Below are 17,596 nucleotides of genomic sequence, written 5' to 3' on the forward strand. Positions count from 1 at the left end.
GGAGCGAGTGTGGCGGAGGACCTGAAGATCAGGATCGGGGCCGGGCTGGGGACCGGGACGGCACCCGGGGAGTTCGGCGCCGCGGTCGATCTGCTGGAGCGGGCGGGCGTCGATTCGCTCTGGCTGCCCGAGGCGGTGTACTCGCCGAGGATCGACCCGGTCGTCGGGCTGACGCACGCGCTCGCCCGCACCACGAAACTGAAGGTCGGCACCGGGGTGATGGTGCTGCCCGGCCGTGATCCGGTCCTGGTCGCGAAACAACTCGCCTCCCTCGCCGCGCTGGCGCCGAAGCGGGTCCTGCCGGTCTTCGGCCTGAAACCCGCGCGGGACGCGGAACTGCCGTTGTTCCCGGTACCGCAGGGCCGCCGGGCCGCGGTGTTCGACGAGTCGTTGCGGCTGATCAGGGCGTTGCTGGAACAGGAAGAGGTGACCTTCGAGGGCGAGTTCTTCCGCGTCGAGGGCACGGGCCTCGGCATGCCACCGGTCAAGCGGCTCGACCTCTGGCTCGGCGGGAAGGCGCCGGGCGCGCTGCGGCGGGTCGGGAGGCTCGCGGACGGCTGGCTGGCCAGTTTCCTCACGCCGGAGGAGGCGCGGGCCGGCCGGGAGGCGATCCAGGAGGCCGCGGCCGAGGCGGGCCGGGAAATCGAGGCCGACCACTTCGGCATCAGCCTCATCGTCGCGGAGGACGGGATCCCGGACGCGCTCGCGGCTTCGATCGCGGCCCGGTCCGACGCGGACCCGTCCCGGCTGATCGCGGGCGGCTGGCGCGCCGCCCGCGACCTGATCGCGGAGCACGTCGACGCCGGGCTGAGCAAATTCGTGCTGTACCCGGCCGGGCCGGAGCCGATCGAGCGGTTCGTCGAGAACTTCGTCGAGCACGCCGTGCCGCTGCAGAACTAGTGGGTCACCGTGGTCGTGAGTGGCGATTCGGGTTAGAACCCGAATCGCCACTCACGACCCACTGGACCGACGCGCTAGTCGAACTTCAGCTCTTCGGTCCGCCGCGGCATCAGCAGCAGCGCGCCGACGCTGAGCACGGCGACCACCAGCATCGCCAGGAAGACGTGGTGCGTGGCGTCCGCGAGGGCGCCGCGCACGAACGTCGTCGTCGGGGTGTCCGGGCCGTGGCCCTCCAGGACGACACTGGTCGCGTCGACCCCGGACGGCAGGCCGGTGACCCCTTCGGGCGGGTTGGCGAAGCGGCTCGCCAGCGTGGCGTTCGCGATCGCGCCGAAGATCGCCACGCCCACGGCGCTGCCCAGCGACCGGCTGAACATATTCGTCGCGGTGACGACGCCGCGGCGTTCCCACCCGATCGTGGACTGCACGGCGATCAGGGTCGGGCTCGACGCCAGGCCCAGCCCCAGCCCGAGGACGAACGCGGCCGAGGCCGCCAGCCAGATCGACGATCCCGCCGTCAGGAACACCGTGAGCGCCGCCCCCGCGATGACGATCCCGCTGCCGATCAGCGCGGTGTCCCGGAACCCGATCCGCATGTAGACGCGGCCCGCCAGCGACGCCGAGATCGGCCAGCCGACGGTCAGCGCCGCCAGCGCGAATCCCGCGACGAGCGCGCCGGTGCCGAGCACACCTTGGGAGAAGGTCGGCAGATACGAGGTGAGGCCCATCAGCAGCATGCCGACGACGACGGCGATCAGGTTCCCGCCGATCAGGGTCCGTTTCGTGAAGATCCATAGCGGCAGCACCGGCTCGTCGGCCTTGCGCTCCACGAACACGAACACCGTCAGCAGCACCACCGCGCCGCCGAAGATCGCCAGGCTCGGCGCGGACGCCCAGCCCCAGGCGACCCCGCCCTCCAGCAGGCCGAGGATCAGCAGCGAGCAGCCGAGGGTGAGCAGCGTGGCGCCGAGGTAGTCGATGCGGTGCGAGCGGCGCTCGACGCGTTCGCGGAAGTTCCGGAACAGCATCCACGCCGCCAGCGCGCCGAGCGGCAGGTTGATGAAGAAGATCCAGCGCCAGTCGAGGTACTCGGCGAACACGCCGCCCATCGTCGGCCCGACCACCGACGAGATCGCCCAGACACTGGCGAGGTAGCCCTGCACCCTGGCGCGTTCCTCGACGGTGTACATGTCGCCGACCATGGTCAGCGCGATCGGCTGGATGGCGCCGGCGCCGATGCCCTGCACCGCGCGGGCGGCGATCAGCACCGGCATGCTCCAGGCCGCGCCGCAGAGCACCGAGCCCAGCAGGAACGCCGCGATCCCGAAGAACATCACCGGGCGCCTGCCGAGGACGTCGGCGAACTTGCCGTACAGCGGGACGGTGACCGCCTGGGTCAGCAGATAGATCGAGAACAGCCACGGGAACTGCGAGAACCCGCCCAGATCGGCGACCACCGAGGGCACCGCCGTGGCGATGATGGTCGAGTCCAGCGCGATCAGGCCGGAACACAGCATCACGGCGATCAGGACGGGGCCGCGTTCGGACCGGAAGCCGACCCCTTCCTTCGCGGTGACCGGGGCCGGGGTCGTCATCTGTGGCGGTCTCCTCGGGCTCATGAACGACGTCAACTACTTCGCATGGGTAAGCATTCCATGGAGACACCCGGTCATGGGACCGATTTTTTCCGTGAGCTATCCCGCAAAATGGATCGGATGAGCACCTGGATCCGCCCGATCGGCCGTGGCTGGGCCGTCCGCGACAGCGTCCCGGGGCCGGACGTCGACGAGTTCGCCGACCCGGGCCGGGTCGAGGCCGCGCTCGCCGGCGCGCACGGCGACAGCCTGCTGGCGGTCCAGCATCCGGCGAGGACGCCGGCCGCGCTGGCGGGCGGCCTGTCGATCGAGGCGGCATTGCCGCAGGCCAGGGCCACGTTCGAGCGGATCCGGAAGCGGCACTACCGGCCGGTCTCCGACGTCGTCGCGCCCTATCGCATCGACGGGCCGGACGGGGTCGCGCTGGGCGTGCTGTGCCTGGTCGATCCGGCGGCGGTCCGCGACGACGGGGTGACCAGGGTGCGGCACACCGAGGACGTCTATCCGGACGTCGTCGCGGAGCGGGCGGCGATGCTGGCCGGGCTCGGTGTCGCGACGAGCGCGGCGATGCTCGTCCCCGCGACGGGTGGCCGGGAGCTGACCGCGCTGATCGAACGAATCTGCCGGGGGCAGGTGCCCAGCCTGGCCACAGTGGACGGCCCGGGGCGCAAGCACGAACTGTGGCTCGCCGGTCCCGGGCAGGCCCAGGACGAACTGCTGACGGCCCTGGACGGCCTGGATCTCCTGGTCGCGGACGGCAACCACCGGGTCGCGGCCGCCGCGGCTTCGGGGCGCGGCGCGTTGCTCGCGCTGGTCACCGGCGGGCCGGGGCTGCGGATCGGCCCCATCCACCGGGTGCTCGCCGGCACCGGTCTCGACCCGGCCACCCTGGTCCGGCGATGGACGGAGGCGGGATTCGACGTCCATCCCGGTCCGCCGGGGTCGCCCGCCGAACCGGGCGAGGTGACCGTGCTGGCGGGCGGGTCGGCGTTCCGGGTGACCCTCGGCAGGGCGGGCGGTGACCACGCCGTGGTGGAGCAGGAGTTGCTTCGCGGGGCGCTCGGCGTCGATCCGGAAGGGCCGAACGTGCACCCCCTGCTGCCGGGCGCGCAGGTGCCCGAAGACGCGGACGCGGTATTCCTGCTTGCTCCGGTTCCGTACGCGGAGGTGCTCGCCGTGCACGCGGCCGGATCGCGGATGCCGAGGAAGGCCACGTATTTCACGCCGAAACCGCGGAGCGGGCTCCTCCTGGCCGAACTGTGATCCCGCGCTTTTGTCGGTGACGCGGCCTAGGATCGGCCTCGTGGAACTGCCCGTGATGCCACCCGTCAAGCCGATGCTGGCCAAGGCCGTGCACGAACTGCCGCGTACGCCGGGGCTGCTGTACGAGCCGAAGTGGGACGGCTTCCGTTGCGTGGTCTTCCGCGACGGCGACGAGGTCGTGCTGGGCTCGCGTAACGACAGGCCGCTCACGAGGTACTTCCCCGAGCTGGTCGAGCTGCTGAAGGACGCGCTGCCCGAGCGCTGTGTCGTCGACGGCGAGATCGTGCTGGTCACCGAGGGCGGGCTCGACTTCGAGACGCTCCAGCTGCGCCTGCACCCGGCGGCGTCCCGGGTGAACAAGCTTGCCGCGGAGACGCCCGCCAGTTTCGTGGTGTTCGACCTGCTCGCGCTGGACGACCGGGATCTGACGCCCGAACCGTTCGCGGAGCGGCGGAAGCTGCTCGAAGGCGTCGTCGACACGAAGCTCGCCCGGGTCCACCTCACTCCGCTGTCCGAGGATCCCGACGTCGCCCAGGACTGGTTCACCCGGTTCGAGGGAGCGGGTTTCGACGGTGTGATGGCCAAACCGGCCGACGCGCCGTACGAACAGGACAAGCGGGTGATGTGGAAGGTCAAGCACCAGCGGACGGCGGACTGCGTCGTCGCCGGGTTCCGGTGGCACAAGGACGGCGTCGGCGTCGGGTCACTGCTGCTCGGGCTCTACAACGACGAAGGCGTCCTGCACAGTGTGGGCGTGGCCAGCAGTTTCACCGCCGCGCGGCGTCGTGAGCTGGTGGACGAGCTCGCGCCGCTGCGGGAAAACGCGTTGGAGAACCATCCGTGGCGCGAGTGGGCCGAGACCCACGAAGAGGCGGGTGGCCGCATGCCGGGCGCGGGGAGCCGGTGGGCGCCGCAGAAGGACCTGAGCTGGGAGCCGCTCCGCATCGAATGGGTCGCCGAAGTCCGCTATGAACACGTCGAGGGCACGAGGTTCCGTCACGGCGGGAGGCTCGTGCGCTTCCGCCCCGACCGCGAGCCTGCCTCGTGCACGTACGCGCAGCTCGAAGAGGTCCCGCCCGCCGAGCTGGCCACCTTGTTCACCGAGCTGGGGGAGACATGAAGGCAGAGCCGGTCACGCTGGACCTCGACGGCGTCGAGTTCACGGTGTCCAATCCGGGCAAGGTCTACTTCCCGGAGAACGGCGAGACCAAATTGGACCTCGTCGAGTACTACCGCGCCGTCTCGGTGCCGCTGCTGGCGCAACTCGGCGGCAGGCCCCTGCTGCTGGAACGCTATCCCGACGGCGCGGGCGGGAAGTCGTGGTTCCAGAAACGGGTCCCGAAGAACGCGCCCGCCTGGCTGACCACGACGGTGGTGTCCACCCCGAACGGCACCACCTCGGACGCGCTCGTGGCGAAGGACCTCGCGCACATCATCTGGGCGGTGAACCAGGGCTGCCTCGGGTTCCACGTCTGGCCGAACCGGGCCGACGCGCTGGACATCAGCGACCAGCTCCGCATCGACCTCGACCCGTCGCCGGGGATCGGGTTCCCCGAGCTGCGGCACGGCGCCGTCCTGTCGAAGGCGTTGCTCGAAGAGCTGGGCATCACCGCGCAGCTGAAGACCTCGGGCTCGCGCGGTCTGCATCTCTACGTGCCGCTCGAACCGAAGTGGGACGGTTACGAGGTCCGCGCGGCCGCCGTCGCGCTCGCCCGCGAGCTCGAACGCCGCCACCCGGAGGAGATGACGGCGCAGTGGTGGAAGGAAGAACGCGGCTCCCGCGTGTTCGTCGACTTCAACCAGAACGCGCCGCACAAGACGGTGTTCGGCGCGTGGTGTGTACGGCCTCGGGTCGGCGGGCAAGTGTCGACGCCGATCTCCTGGGACGAACTGGAGACCGTCGAGCCGGACAAGCTCACCCTGTCCACTGTGCCCGCTCTGCTGGCCGAACGCGGAGATCCTTGGGCGGGAACGGAACCCCAGTCGATCGAGCCGTTGCTCGAAATGTCCAGAAAGGACATGGCGAACGGCCTGATGGACGCGCCATGGCCGCCCGTCTACCCGAAGATGCCGAACGAGCCGCCCCGGGTCGCGCCGAGCCGGGCGAAGAAAGACGGCGTTTAGTCCTCTGAATGCGGGGAGTCAGAGCGGCAGGTCGAAAGCGAGTTGCGTGTTCGCGGCGGGTTCGGCCTTGCGGGTGGACCGGTGGCCGGGGAGGGTCGCGGCGCAGCGGGGGCACGGGGCGACGTCGGTGGTGGTGAGATCCACCGGCGTCCACAGCCGGGCTTCCTTGTCCCCGCAGGCGGAACGCCGGTAGCGGAGGTCTTCGGAGCGGGTCATCAGATGCGCGGCGGGGGAGTCCTCCGGCAGCGCGCCGACCAGGTACCAGCGTCCGGCGGTGTTCGTCATGGAACTGTCCTCCCGATACAGGTGGTCCAGCTCGAGATTCCTTCCGCACGCCAGTGTCGGCGAGACACGCCGCGATTCCCGGTATTTCCGCCTTTCGGCGTGTCAAGGCGCGTCCGGTCCGGACACGCGTGATTACGGGCGTAACTCGCGTGCTTGGGGACGTAACTCGCGTGCTTGGGGGCGTAACTCGCGTGTTTGGCGGCGTAACTCGCCCCGGTGCTGAGTTACGCCTTCGATCACGTGAGTTACGCCTCTGGACACGCGAGATCGGGCACGGACGTAGGTGTGTCAGTCCTGAATGAACCGCAGCACGCGCAGCATGGCCCGGTCGTCGACGACGTCGGGATCGTCCGCGACGCATTCTTCGAGGCGCGCGGTGACGGCCTCGGTGTCGATCCCCGAACCGATCAGCACCAGTTCGCTCCGGCGCGGCAGGCCGGCGGGCCACGCCGACCGGTCCAGCTGGATGAAGGAGCCGACGGTGTGCAGGCCGAACCGGGACCGCGGGCCGTTCGGGCCGAAGTCGAGGAAACCCTTGATCCGGTAGAGCCCGCCGGGGCGCTGTTCGAGGAAGTCCATCAGCCGCCGCGGGTCCAGCGGCCGTTCGGTGGTGAAGGCGACGCTGTCGTACGCGGTGTGGAAGTGGTGCTCGTGGTCGTGCTCCTCCTCGCGGAGGTCGTCGAACGACAGCTGGCCCACTCGTTCGCGCGGCCGGGCGTCGAAGAACAGGGTGGGGTCGATCCGGCCGTGGGAGGTCGCGATCACCGGCGTGCCGGGCGCGATCTCGTCGATCGTGCCGCGCAGTTTGCTCAGGGTGTCCTCGTCGGCCCGGTCGATCTTGTTGAGCACCACCAGGTCGGCGAACCCGAGATGCTCGTCCAGCTCGGGGTGCCGCTTCCTGGTCGTCTCGAACTCGGCGGCGTCGACGAGTTCGACCAGGCCGCCGTAGGCGATGGCGGGGTTTTCGCTGGCGATCATCAGGCGGATGAGGTCTCGCGGTTCGGCGAGGCCGCTGGCTTCGATCACGATGACGTCGATGCCGGCCTCGGCCTCGGAGAGCTTCGCGAGCATGGCGTCGAGCCCGCTCGCGTCGACGGCGCAGCACAGGCAGCCGTTGCCGAACGACATCATGGTGTCGACCTGGCCGGAGACGGCCATCGCGTCGACCGCGATGCTGCCGAAGTCGTTGACCACGACCCCGATCCGCGCGCCCTGCCGGTTGGCCAGCAGGTGGTTGAGCAGGGTGGTCTTGCCGGAGCCGAGGAAGCCCGCGACCAGGATGACCGGAATCCGCCTGTCGACCACGATTTTCCTTTCCGTCGGAGCTCTCCGCACTCTAGCGACGGCCGGAGCGGGCCAATACACCGGCACGGGGAAAGAACAGAAGGGCTCGCCGTCGAATACGCTGGAAAGAGTGATTAACGACGATCATAAAGTGATCTTGGTCGGATGTGATCATTTCGCGCGATCCATTTCGGTGAATATCCTGCGAAGTCTTACGCAATTCCAAATATTGTCGTCCGCAAGTGTTCTAGCTGGAGAAATGTCACCGCAGGCGAAGCTTCTGCCATTTGGAGGATCGTGGCGGTCTTTCCGTGGGGTATCGTCTTTCGTCTGGTCCGGACCCGGCCATCTCGCCGATCAGGCATGATCTCTCCGGGCATTTCCGAGTGCAGGAGGAATGGTGATCGTTCCCGCCGCCGGTGCCGGCGTCGAATTCGGAGAGTGGGAAGCCGAGGTGGCGACGGCCTCCATGCGGGTGACGGATATCCCTCGCTTGCCTCCGGAGGTGGCGCCGCGGGAACGGAGCGTGGACGTCGCCGAGGCGGAGGACTTCCTCCGGCTCTTCCACGCCGAAACGGACGCTGGGCCGGCGCGGCTGCGTGAGCGGCTCGACCGGGTCCGCGCCGAGATCGGTGACACCGGCACGTACCGGCACACGACGGCCGAGATCGAGTTCGGCGCGCGGGTGGCCTGGCGGAACTCCGCCCGGTGCATCGGCAGGCTGTACTGGCAGGGGCTGAGGGTGCGGGACCGCCGGGACGTGGTCGGAGCCGCCGCCATCGCCGAGGAGTGCGTCACCCATTTGCGGGAGGCGACCCGGGGCGGCCGGATCCGCCCGACCATCACCGTGTTCGCGCCGGACGGCCCGGCGGGGCCCGGCCCGAAGATCCACAACGACCAGCTCGTCCGGTACGCCGGCTACCGGCTGAGCGACGGCTCGGTGCTGGGCGATCCGCGCTACGCCGGCTTCACCGAGACCGTCCAGGCGCACGGCTGGCGCCCGCCCGAGCGCAAGGGATCCTTCGACGTCCTCCCGCTGCTCATCGAATCGGAACCGGGAGAGCGGCGCCTTTTCCGGCTGCCACCGGACGCCGTGCTGGAGGTCCCGTTGTCGCATCCCGACCACCGCTGGTTCGCCGGGCTCGGGCTGCGCTGGCACGCGGTACCGGCGATCAGCGACATGCGGCTGGTCGTCGGCGGGATCACCTATCCGGCGGCACCGTTCAACGGCTGGTACCTCGGCACCGAGATCGGCGCGCGCAACCTGGCCGACACCGACCGCTACGACCTGCTGCCGGTGATCGCGGACCTGATGGGCCTGTCGACGAAGTCGGAACGCACCCTGTGGCGCGACCGCGCGCTCGTCGAACTGACGCTGGCCGTCCAGCACTCCTTCGACGCGGCGGGCGTGACCGTCGCCGACCACCACACCGAATCGCGGCGGTTCCTCACGCATATCGCCAAGGAGGAGCGCGCGGGACGCCGTTGCCAGGCCGAATGGAGCTGGATAGTCCCGCCGCTGTCCGGCGGGCAGACCGCCGTGTTCCATCGTTACTACGACGAACCCGATCCGGCGGCGAGACCGGCGTTCCTGCCTCCCGGGTAACGCTCCGACGGGTGAAGAGGTGAGCCGAATGCGGCGTGTCGATGGGCCGGCCGGTGGCGCGGCAGGCGGCCGCGCGGACAATGGCGGCATGACCGCAGTGCTCGTCGCCCATGCCGGCAGAACCGGTGGGACAAGGGAGATCGCCGAGGTGATCGCCGCCGAGCTGCGGGAAAGCGGGCTGGCGGCCGATCTGCTGGACGCGGCCGAGGTCGAAGACGTCGAGCCGTACAGCGCGGTGATCGTCGGAAGCGCGCTGTACCACCGGCGCTGGCGCCCGGAGGCGGTGCGCCTGCTCACCGAGCACGAGGAAGCGCTCCGGAGCCGGCCGGTCTGGTTGTTCCACAGCGGGCCGTGCGGGCCGCTCGCCGCGGGCAAACGGGTGAGCCTGCCCGCGGGGGTCGCCCTGCTGGCCGCGAGGATCGACGCCGAGCGCACGGCCACCTTCGGCGGCAGGCTCACCCCGGCCACGGCGAGCGGCCTGTTCTGGAAGATCATGGCCGCGGGCCCGTGGGCGGGCGATTTCCGGGACTGGCCGTCGATCCGGGCCTGGGCGCGTGACGTCGGCCGCCGCGTGCGCAGCCGCGTCGCACTCTGAAAGACCGTTTTGTCGGTGCCCTGCCGTAAGGTGCCCCCATGGACAAACGGTTCACTGCGACGCTGGTCAAGAGCCCGGAGAAGGGCGGCTGGACGTATGTGGTCATGCCCGGCTCCGCCGAGTTCTTCGGCACCAAGGGGCTGGTGAAGGTCCGCGGCACCGTCGACGGGCACCCGTTCCGGAGTTCGTTCATGGCGCTGGGCGACGGCACCCACAAGCTCCCGGTGAAGGCCGACGTGCGCAAGGCGATCGGCAAGGAGGAGGGGGACACGGTGGAGGTCGTCCTGCTCGAACGGCTGGAGGGCTGAGTGGCCGCGGGCTGGAAGCCGTCCCCGGTCATCAAGATCTACGAGGCACTCGGCGCGGTCGCCGACGGGCGAGTCGAGGTCGACGGCGACACCGCGCGGGTCGCGTCGTCGGACAAGGCCAAGATCTACGACGTCCGCCATGATCCGGCGGCGGGGTCGATCACGGCCAACGACAACGGGTCCTACTGGCAGGGCTATCTCGGGTACCCGGGTATCGCGTACCTGATGGAGCGCGGCGTGCTCGCCTACGACAGTGGCCTCACCGCCGGGCTGGCAGGCGTGCCGTGGAAGGAACTCGCCACCCGGTACCGCAACGACTGGGCGAAGGTCGAGAAGCACGTCCGCGAAGACCTCACCACCAAGGGTGTGGACCTGGAGCGGTTCGACGCCGGGATCGCGGAGATCTCGAGCAGGCTGGAGGACTTGGCGCTCACCAAGCTTTCCCCCCGGCAGCGTCCGCCGAAGTGATCTTCGCTTGACCTTGAGTTAAGTCGAGGTCTTAGCGTGAGCCAGGTCAAGATCCCTGGGGCACGTGAGGAGAACACTCCGATGGCTGTTTCGCTGGAACGGCGGGCGAACGCGGTCCCGCCGCCGGACAAGGTGCCGGCCGAGGCCTGGCGGATGGCCTGGGTGATCGTGCTCGGCGCGTTCATGACCATGCTGGACACCACGGTCCTCGCAGTCGGCGCCGAGACGCTCACCCGAGAACTCGGCGCCGGAATCGCTTCCGTGCAATGGGTTTTCACCGCGTACCTGGTCGCGCTGGCGGTCGCGCTGCCGTTGTGCGGCTGGCTCAGCCGCCGGTTCGGCGCCGGCCGGGTCTGGCTGGCTTCGCTGGCGGTGTTCACCGTGGCGTCGGTGCTGTGCGCGCTCGCCGGGAACGTGGGCTGGCTGATCGGGCTGCGGGTGCTGCAGGGACTCGCCGCCGGGCTGCTCCTGCCCGCCGGGCAGACGGTGCTCGGCCAGGCGGTCGGGCCCGCCCGGCTCGGCCGCGTCATGGGGACGCTGGGCATCGTGATGAGCGTCGGCCCGACGTTCGGCCCGGTCCTCGGCGGCGTCCTGCTCCGCGGTCTGTCGTGGGAGTGGTTGTTCCTGATCAACATCCCGGTCGGCGTGATCGCGCTGGTACTCGGGCTGCGATTGGTGCCCCGTGGTGAGAAGGGCGCCGTGACCCGGCCGGACTGGTTCGGCTTCGTCCTGGTGAGCGCGGGAATCCCGGCCTTGTTGTACGGGCTCACCACCTGGGGTGAAGGCGGTGAAGAGTTCGGTGCCGGGGTGCTGGTGCCGCTCGTCGCGGGGGTCGTGCTGCTGGCGCTGTTCGTCCGGCGGTCGTGGGGCCGGGAGAACCCGGTCATGGACCTGACGCTGCTCCGGAGCCGCGTCTACACCGCTGCGGTCGTGTTGTCCTTCTTCGCCGCGCCCGCGTTGTTCGGCGCGCTTTTCTTGCTGCCGCTGTACTTCCAGGTGCTGGGCGGGAGCGGAGTCGTCGAGACTGGGTTGCTGCTGATGGGGCTCGGGGTCGGCACGGCGATCGCGTTGCCGATCTCCGGCAAGCTCACCGACCGCTACGGCGCGGGCCTGGTCGCCGCCTGGGGGAGTGTCACGACGCTCGCCACCACCGTTCCCTTCGCCATCGGCGGGTTCCCGCCGGACGGCGTCATCGTGCAGATCCTGTTGCTGGCCAGGGGAATCGCCGTCGCGTTCCTGCTGATGCCCGCGACGACGGCCGGGTACGCGGCCGTCACCAAGGAGCAGCTGCCCGACGCGGCCGCGCAGATCAACATCGTCAGCCGTGTCGGCGGCGCGGCCGGGACGGCCCTGTTCGCCGTCGTACTGGCGAACCTGTTGCCCGCCGGCGCGGACTCGGCGTTCCGGGCGACGTTCTGGTGGCTCACCGCCTCGGCCGCGGTCGCCGCGGTGCTGGGCGCGCGGCTCTGGTGGGTGACGCGCCGCGGGTGACCCCATTCGGTGGTGCCGGGGTTCTGCCGGGCTGGAGCCGGTGTCGCGAAAGCCACTTTCGCAACCTTCGACGTTGCGAAAGTGGCTTTCGCAACGTCGGCCGTGGCTGGGCCGGCACGGTCCTGGTGATCAGGTCGCGAAAGCCACTTTCGGGACATCAGACGTCCCGAAAGTGGCTTTCGCGACACCGGCTCCAGCAGACACTCGACGCTCAGCCGCAGTGTTCCGAGGGGCTGTTGTACGACGTCCCGCCCGCGGAACCGCCCCACTTCACGCATTTGCCCGCCGCGGCCGCCTTCACCGGGCCGGCGAACCACGAGAACGATCCGGAATCGGTGATCCGGGACGAGCCCGCCACCTCGAGGTAGGCCGACGTCGCGGTCGCGGTGCCCGCGGACGCGCTCTTCATCGTGCTGACACAGTTCTGCCCGTTGGAAGCGTTGTAGGACAGGTAAACCGTGCCCGCCGTCCCCAGCGGGGCCGAGTCGATCACGCCGTATCCGCCGCCGCACACCGGGGCGCCGAGGGCCGGCTCGGTGACGGTCGAGAAGCGGATGGTCTCGTTGGCGTTCCCCGCCGGTCCCGCTTCGTACAGCACGCCGACCGAACCCGAGGACAGCTGGACCATGTCGGAGTAGGCGGCGTCACCGCTCCACACCAGCGTTCCGGCGGAGTTGCCCTGCCAGTTCGCGCCCTCGTCGAACGACGACCGCACGACGAGTTCCTTGCGGCGGTCGCAGACCGACGGCGCGGCGAACAGGATCCGGTTGTACTTGCCCGCCTTGTCGGTCGCGGTCATCCGCGCGGTCGAGGCCTGCACCACGGGGGTGATCAGGTCCTCCTCGAAGGAGAACTTGGTGGAGAAGCTCGCCCCGCCGTCGGAGCTGATGGCGTAGGCGCGGTTCTTGGCGCCACCGCTGAGACACTTGTTGTCGTTGTTGGCCTGGTTGCGCGCCGCGGCGTAGACCCGGCCGTCGAGCAGCTCGGTGACGCTGATCTCCTGCGGGTTCAGCTCGGCCGACGCGGCCGGGGTGTCGGTGGCGCCGCGCTTCCAGGTAACACCCTGGTCGTCGCTGTAGATGAGCGCGCCGCTGTTCTTGCCGTCCATGGTGTAACTCATCCCGGCGACGATGCGGCCCGCGTGCGCGCCGCGGGTCAGCACGATGCCGTGCGAGGGCCCGGTCGCGAGCCAGCCGGGCGCGGAGCTGAACCCGAGCTGCGTGGTGAGCACCTTCGGCGCGGTCCAGGTCTTGCCGTGGTCGTCGCTGATCGAGACCCGCGGAATCCGGTTGCAGTCGGGGTTCTTGACGCATTCCATCACCGAAAGCAGCACGATCCGCCCGGTGGACGGGATCACGATCGGTGTCGGGTTTCCTTTGGTGTCACCGAAACCCTCGATGACGACCTTCGGGGCGCTCCAGGTCTTGCCGTTGTCGGCGGAGCGTTTCACGACGAGATCGATGTCGCCGCGGTCGTTGCAGAAGCTGGCTCCGCCGTTGCGGCCTTCGGCGAACGCGAGCAGTTCGCCGTTGTTCGCCTTGACGATGGCAGGGATTCTGAAACAGTCGTAACCTTCTGTTTTCTCTTTGTACACCAACGTGTTCCCGACCGCGGCGGCCGAGAACTGGTCGCCGGTGGCCGGCGCGGCGAGGGAGGTGGCCGGGGCTGCGCCGACCGCCGCGGTGGCGACGAGGGCCGCGAACAGGCCCTGTGCGACGCGGGAGATCTTCACGGGATGACTCCGTCCTGGATTTCGGTTCAGGTGACGGGGCATCAGAGTCCTTCCGGCTCGTACAGCCGTCGTACAAGCCGCGTACAACCCGGTTTCGCGCTTTGTGTCAGGTGACACAGAACGACGCGATGATCCCTGCCAGGCTCGTTCCCGCCGGACACGGCGCGAGATCGGAAGGGAGGGCCGATGACGGTGATCGATCCGGAGCGGGTGAGGGGCGGCCGATCACCGGTTCGCGTCGTGGCGCCGGTGGGTCCGGCCGGTGGCGGGACCCACCGGCGGTTGCCGGCCCGGGGGAACGGCATCGGCCGGCGCGTCGTCGGAGTACCGCACACCGACGAGGGGGAACGCGATGCGAGTGACCGATGCCGAAGGCGGGGAGTGGCTGATCGTGCGCCGGTTCGCGCCCTGGTTGCGCCGGATCCGCCCGCTCGCGATCGTCACCGAAAGCGAGCGCTACCGCGAAGTGTCGTTCACCCGGCACCGCGGCCGGTCCACGCGGGAAGAGCGCCTGGACGTCGGGGACTGGCTGATGCTGGGGATCGCCGTCGGGCAGGCCGCCGGGGTGGCGCTGATCCTGTCGCCCGTCCTCGTGGCGGAACTGGTGGCGTGGGCGGTGACGGGCGTCGTTCTCCGCCTGCTGAGGCTGACCGGCCTGGTCCGTACCCGGGTCGACCTCATCGCGCCACCACCCGCGGTGCGCAGCCTCGCGCCGGTGCGGGTGCTGCTGGTGCCGGGGAAGGCCGCGGCCGAGCTCGTCCGCGAACTCGCGAGGCTGATCGAGTCCACACCGGACTTCGATCCGGAGAACGAGCCACGCGTGCGGAAATTGTTCCTGGCCACCGGAGCGCGCGTGGCACGGCACTTCGGCCTGCCATGGCGGCTCAGCGGTCGTCGGGTGCCAGCTGCCTGAGGTCGTTCACGCTCCGCACGACCAGCCGCTGGCGGCCGGTGCTGAGCAGCCCGTCGGCACGCAGGGTCCGCAGGGTCCGCGCGACGGCCTCCCGCGACGCGGACGCGAGCCCGGCCAGGTCGCGCTGGCTGATCCGCAGGGCGATCAGGGTGCCGTCGGCGACGGGCACGCCGTACCGCTCGGCCAGGTCGACCAGGATCGCCGCGATGCGTTCGGCGGCGGTGCTGTCGCCGAATTCGGTGCGGCGCGAGTTCGCGTAGCGCAGCCGGGAGGTGATGATCCGGAGCAGGACCACGGAGATGCCGGGATGCTCGCGGAGCACGGCGTTGAACGCGCGCGAGGACAGCCACAGGCCGGTGACCGGCTCGACGGCGATCGCCGTGGCCGAGCGCAGGCTGCCGTCCATCGACGCCATCTCGCCGATGATGTCGCCCGGATCGCGGACGGCCAGCACGGCGTCGTAGCCGCCGGTGGACACCGAGGTGATCTTGACCCGCCCGGTCATCAGGATCAGCACCCAGTCCGACCGGTCACCTTCGCGGATGATCACCGTGCCCGCCGGGTACCGGCGCAGTTCGGCCCCGGCACGCAGCGCCTTGCGCTGGCCGTCGTCGAGCAGCTCCCAGAGCCTGCCGGGTGGATCGTGCGGCGCCGCCGCCGGCTGTGTCATGCCTTTTCGTCGCCTCCGTGCGCGATCGTACGAGACGTCAGCCGGGGATCTCCTGGTACGCCTGGGAAAGGCGCTGGACGCCCTCGCGTAGCTGCGCGCCGGTCGCGGCGCTCACGTAGCTCAGGCGCAGATAAGGTCCCGGAGCCTCGGCCGCGAAGTACATCCTGCCGGGGGTGACCGCTACTCCGGCACGGAAAGCGGCGCTGGTCAGCGCTACTTCGTCGACGAAACCGGGGAGCGGCTGCCACAGGTGGTAACCCCCGGTCGGGACCGGCACGGCCGTCCAGGTCGGCAGGAACTCCCGCAGCGCCGAGACGGCGACGTCGCGGCGTTCCCGCAACGAGGAAGCGAGGGTTCGCAGGTGGCGGCCCCAAGCGGGAGAACTCACCAGTTCGAGCGCGGTCTCCTGCAGCGGGCGCGGCACGAAGAAGCTCTCGACGGCGTGGAGCCCGCGCAGTCGTTCCAGCGCCGGTCCGCGCGCGGCCAGCGCGCTGATCCGCAGGCTCGGTGACGCCGGTTTCGTGAGCGAGCGGATGTGCACCACGACGCCGTCGGGGTCGTCGGCCACGAGCGGCGGCGGGGGAGCCGGGCTGCCGGGATGCGCCATCAGCCGGGCGAAATCGTCCTCGATGACGAAAGCGCCCGCGTCACGCGCGATCCGCAGGACCTCGGCGCGGCGTTCGGCGCACAGCACCGCGCCGGTCGGGTTCTGGAACGCGGGCTGGCAGACGAACAGCCGGGCGCCCGTGTCGCGGAAGGCGTCGGCGAGCAGCTCGGGCCGGACGCCGTCGCGGTCGATCGGCACCGGGACCGGCCGCAGCCCCGACGCCCGCGCGATGGCGAGCATCCCCGGATAGGTCGGGGATTCCACCAGCACCGGCGCGCCGGGAGCGCCGAGCGCGCGCAACGCCGTGGTCAGCGCGCTCTGCCCGCCCGAGGTGACCAGCACGTTCTCGACGTTCACCGGGCTGCCGATGTCGCGGGCGAACCAGGCCCGCAGTTCGGGCAGGCCGCAGATCGGCGGCCGTGTCCACGCGCCGGGGCGGCGTCCGGCGCGGGCCGACGCCGCGGCGAGTTCGCGTTCCGGCTGGAGGCTCGGATGCGTGTAGCCGCCGTTGAGGTCGATGACGCCCGAAGGTGGATCGCTCAGCGCGGTGAGCACGCCGCTCGCGTCGATCGCGCGGGTGCCGGACTGCGAGCTCAGCGCCACCTCCTGCCACGACACGTCGCCGGTCACCGCCACCTCGCGGGGCGGCGGGGCGCGGAAGACACCGGCACCGGGCCGGGTGATCACCAGGCCTTCGGCGGCCAGCGCGGCGATGGCGCGCGACACCGTCACCGGGCTCACCTTCAGCTCCCGGACCAGCTCCCGGCTCGACGGGAGCTTTCCGTCGATCGGATAGCGCTCCAAAGTGGATCGCAGCTGTATGACCAGGCTGGTGACGCTGCTACCATCGGACATGAGACTGGATGATAGCGCTATCGCGGACCGGGCAGTAGCGGTCCGCTCCGGGACCGCGCTGGCGGCGCTGGGTGTCCTCGCCTTCTCGTTCACGTTCCCCGCCACCGTGTGGGCGCTCAAGGGTTTCGACCCGTGGACCGCCACCGGGCTGCGCAGCGTCCTGGCCGCGCTGGTCGCCGGCACCTGTCTGCGTGTCTTCCGGGTCCCGTTGCCGAGGCGCGACCAGTGGCGGGGCCTGGCCGTGGTCTCCCTCGGCTGTGTCCTCGCGTTCCCGATCCTCACCACGCTCGCGCTGACGACGTCGTCGACCGCGCATTCCGCGGTGGTGATCGGGCTGCTGCCGCTGGCCACCGCCGTCATCTCCTCGAAGCTGACCGGGAACCGGCCGTCCCGCCGGTTCTGGCTGGCCGCGGCGGTCGGCGCGAGCGCCGTCGTCGTGTTCACCGTCGCGCAGAGCGGCGGTGGACTGTCCACAGCGGACCTGTTCCTGTTCGGCGCGCTCGTGCTGTGCGCGTTCGGGTACGCCGAGGGCGGCAGGCTGGCCAGGGAGATGGCCGGCTGGCACGTGATCGCGTGGGCGCTGGTGATGGCGCTGCCGGTGACCGGCGCGTTCGCCGTCTTCGGGCTCGCGACCGAACCGCTGCACATCACCGGCGAGGGGATCGTCGGCCTGCTGTACGTCGCGCTCATTTCGCAGTTCGGCGGTTTTTTCGCCTGGTACCGGGGGATGGCCGAGATCGGGGTCGCGCGGGCGAGCCAGCTGCAGCTCGCCCAGCCGCTGCTCACCCTGGTCTGGGCGGTCCTGCTGCTCGGCGAGCATCTTCCGGCCGCCGCGCCGGTGACCGCGCTGATCGTCGTCGCCTGCATCGTCGTGACCCAGAGGTCGCGTAGCTAGATCGA

At 70.3% G+C, this 17,596-nt stretch carries 17 protein-coding genes; 11 read left to right on the forward strand and 6 right to left on the reverse strand.

Translation table 11 applies throughout. The features are described 5' to 3' along the window. Window positions 1-9: 9 nt before the first annotated feature. Window positions 10-900 (forward strand): TIGR03854 family LLM class F420-dependent oxidoreductase, encoded by an 891-nt coding sequence (locus ACZ1DY_RS17345; RefSeq protein ID WP_465484955.1) that lies wholly within the window; start codon window positions 10-12, stop codon window positions 898-900. 74 nt (window positions 901-974) lie between these two features. Here the strand turns inward: ACZ1DY_RS17345 and ACZ1DY_RS17350 are convergent, their stop codons facing one another. Beyond that, a complete protein-coding gene (locus ACZ1DY_RS17350) occupies window positions 975-2,495 on the reverse strand; it encodes an MDR family MFS transporter (protein ID WP_465484956.1) in 1,521 nt (506 codons plus the stop codon). Between the two features lie 111 nt (window positions 2,496-2,606). On the opposite strand from ACZ1DY_RS17350, the gene ACZ1DY_RS17355 reads away from it, so the two are divergent. The 3 genes from ACZ1DY_RS17355 to ligD are packed head-to-tail and all read left to right on the forward strand — an operon-like array spanning window position 2,607 to window position 5,882. Beyond that, window positions 2,607-3,758 carry a DUF1015 family protein gene (locus tag ACZ1DY_RS17355; RefSeq protein WP_465484957.1) on the forward strand — a complete coding sequence of 384 codons (1,152 nt, stop codon included), beginning with the start codon at window positions 2,607-2,609 and terminating at the stop codon, window positions 3,756-3,758. A gap of 40 nt (window positions 3,759-3,798) precedes the next feature. After that, window positions 3,799-4,878 (forward strand): ATP-dependent DNA ligase, encoded by a 1,080-nt coding sequence (locus ACZ1DY_RS17360; RefSeq protein WP_185927281.1) that lies wholly within the window; start codon window positions 3,799-3,801, stop codon window positions 4,876-4,878. Beyond that, window positions 4,875-5,882, forward strand: coding sequence for a non-homologous end-joining DNA ligase (gene ligD, locus ACZ1DY_RS17365; protein WP_465484958.1), 1,008 nt, complete (start codon window positions 4,875-4,877; stop codon window positions 5,880-5,882). The genes ACZ1DY_RS17360 and ligD overlap by 4 nt, the downstream gene beginning before the upstream one ends. Window positions 5,883-5,900: 18 nt before the next feature. On the opposite strand, the gene ACZ1DY_RS17370 is transcribed toward ligD, so the two are convergent. Both ACZ1DY_RS17370 and ACZ1DY_RS17375 read right to left on the reverse strand, forming a co-directional pair. Continuing rightward, the gene (locus tag ACZ1DY_RS17370; protein ID WP_192745116.1) at window positions 5,901-6,167 is read right to left on the reverse strand and encodes a hypothetical protein; all 267 of its coding nucleotides are present in this window, start codon (window positions 6,165-6,167) and stop codon (window positions 5,901-5,903) included. A 288-nt stretch (window positions 6,168-6,455) separates the two neighbouring features. Next, window positions 6,456-7,472, reverse strand: coding sequence for a CobW family GTP-binding protein (locus ACZ1DY_RS17375; RefSeq protein ID WP_465484959.1), 1,017 nt, complete (start codon window positions 7,470-7,472; stop codon window positions 6,456-6,458). A 376-nt stretch (window positions 7,473-7,848) separates the two neighbouring features. Between ACZ1DY_RS17375 and ACZ1DY_RS17380 the strand changes: the two genes are divergently transcribed. The 5 genes from ACZ1DY_RS17380 to ACZ1DY_RS17400 all read left to right on the forward strand — a co-directional run bounded on the left by ACZ1DY_RS17380 (window position 7,849) and on the right by ACZ1DY_RS17400 (window position 11,919). Beyond that, complete coding sequence (locus tag ACZ1DY_RS17380; RefSeq protein ID WP_465484960.1) at window positions 7,849-9,057, forward strand: nitric oxide synthase oxygenase; 1,209 nt, start codon at window positions 7,849-7,851, stop codon at window positions 9,055-9,057. Window positions 9,058-9,145: 88 nt separating this feature from the next. Continuing rightward, a complete protein-coding gene (locus tag ACZ1DY_RS17385; RefSeq protein WP_257487602.1) occupies window positions 9,146-9,652 on the forward strand; it encodes a flavodoxin domain-containing protein in 507 nt (168 codons plus the stop codon). Window positions 9,653-9,690: 38 nt separating this feature from the next. Continuing rightward, window positions 9,691-9,960, forward strand: coding sequence for a DUF1905 domain-containing protein (locus tag ACZ1DY_RS17390; RefSeq protein ID WP_034322891.1), 270 nt, complete (start codon window positions 9,691-9,693; stop codon window positions 9,958-9,960). Further along, entirely contained in the window at window positions 9,961-10,428 is a 468-nt protein-coding gene (locus tag ACZ1DY_RS17395; RefSeq protein ID WP_465484961.1) for a hypothetical protein, read from the forward strand. 81 nt (window positions 10,429-10,509) lie between these two features. Then, entirely contained in the window at window positions 10,510-11,919 is a 1,410-nt protein-coding gene (locus ACZ1DY_RS17400; RefSeq protein ID WP_465484962.1) for a DHA2 family efflux MFS transporter permease subunit, read from the forward strand. Window positions 11,920-12,130: 211 nt separating this feature from the next. Here ACZ1DY_RS17400 and ACZ1DY_RS17405 read toward each other — a convergent pair whose 3' ends face one another. Then, complete coding sequence (locus ACZ1DY_RS17405) at window positions 12,131-13,651, reverse strand: sialidase family protein (protein ID WP_465484963.1); 1,521 nt, start codon at window positions 13,649-13,651, stop codon at window positions 12,131-12,133. A gap of 352 nt (window positions 13,652-14,003) precedes the next feature. On the opposite strand from ACZ1DY_RS17405, the gene ACZ1DY_RS17410 reads away from it, so the two are divergent. After that, window positions 14,004-14,564 carry a hypothetical protein gene (locus ACZ1DY_RS17410; protein WP_465484964.1) on the forward strand — a complete coding sequence of 187 codons (561 nt, stop codon included), beginning with the start codon at window positions 14,004-14,006 and terminating at the stop codon, window positions 14,562-14,564. On the opposite strand, the gene ACZ1DY_RS17415 is transcribed toward ACZ1DY_RS17410, so the two are convergent. Together ACZ1DY_RS17415 and ACZ1DY_RS17420 are read right to left on the reverse strand one after the other, a co-directional pair. Further along, window positions 14,536-15,234, reverse strand: a complete 699-nt coding sequence (locus ACZ1DY_RS17415; RefSeq protein WP_126735856.1) for a Crp/Fnr family transcriptional regulator — start codon at window positions 15,232-15,234, stop codon at window positions 14,536-14,538. The two genes, ACZ1DY_RS17410 and ACZ1DY_RS17415, sit on opposite strands and share 29 nt — an antisense overlap. 37 nt (window positions 15,235-15,271) lie before the next feature. Further along, a complete protein-coding gene (locus tag ACZ1DY_RS17420; protein WP_126735857.1) occupies window positions 15,272-16,696 on the reverse strand; it encodes an aminotransferase-like domain-containing protein in 1,425 nt (474 codons plus the stop codon). On the opposite strand from ACZ1DY_RS17420, the gene ACZ1DY_RS17425 reads away from it, so the two are divergent. Continuing rightward, the gene (locus ACZ1DY_RS17425) at window positions 16,695-17,591 is read left to right on the forward strand and encodes a DMT family transporter (protein WP_126735858.1); all 897 of its coding nucleotides are present in this window, start codon (window positions 16,695-16,697) and stop codon (window positions 17,589-17,591) included. The genes ACZ1DY_RS17420 and ACZ1DY_RS17425 overlap by 2 nt on opposite strands. Window positions 17,592-17,596: the final 5 nt, after the last annotated feature.

The sequence above is a fragment of the Amycolatopsis sp. PSD-21 genome (assembly GCF_055561455.1).